The 807-nt window shown below is 54.3% G+C and carries 1 pseudogene; it reads right to left on the bottom strand.

From position 1 onward, the window contains the following. Positions 1-807, bottom strand: a pseudogene (locus GPK94_RS07320) (DEAD/DEAH box helicase); the annotation flags it as partial.

Here is an 807-nt window from a genome sequence, read left to right as displayed (position 1 = left end):
TCCATGAAGAACGCATAGATACGGCCTTTTCCTCCGGCAAAACTGCTGCCGCCGGTCATGGCGGTGTCGATCTCATCCTCTGTAATGAAATGCTGGACGGTTGGCACTTGGGAAAGGTCCGAAGAAAAAGTCCTGCGGGGCAGGTCAAGGTCTTTCAGGTTCTCCCAGATTTCCCTTGGCCTATGGTAATGAAAGCGCAGCAGGTCACGGTCCTGCTGATAGGCAGTCCAGAAGGCGGCGTATTCTTCCTTGAGTGTCTGGCGGAAAGCCGGGTCATTCAACTGCTCCGTCAGGCGGCGGGTCTCCTCCGGGAACCCATTGCCTCTGATTTCTGACAGGCAAGACGAATATCCTGCTTCTCTGGCTTCCTCGCTGAAATCGTGGTACAGATACCAGAGCTTTTCTGCAAGGAGGGAGCGTTCATAGCCTGCCGCTTCTGCAAGCTCCACATTGGAGGCAAACTGGCCGCTCTCCAAAAGCTCCCCGATACGCTCTGCGGCGCTCTCCCAGGAAATGACCTGGGCAGACCTGTCATAACGGACAGACTTCCCGTGGGAAAGATGGATACCATCCTCGGCATACCATGCGCTCACACTGCCAAGGCCGTTGCCGCCGTGGTACAGCGCTTTCAGTATCTCGGCAATCTCAGCGGTGGTTTTTTGCTTTTCAAAGGCAGCAACCACACGCTCTCTCTGGCGGTCTGTATTGCCGCCCAAACGCAGCACATGGTCAATATCATTTTGGGCAAAAGAAAAAGCAGAGGATGTATGCGCTACATTCTCTGCTTCATCTATGGATTGGATCTGC

Source organism: Pseudoflavonifractor sp. MCC625 (assembly GCF_018784545.1).
GTDB lineage: Bacteria > Bacillota > Clostridia > Oscillospirales > Oscillospiraceae > Pseudoflavonifractor_A > Pseudoflavonifractor_A gallinarum.
Note: the sequence above shows the minus strand (reverse complement) of the source record. Positions and strands in the feature narration are given on the sequence as shown.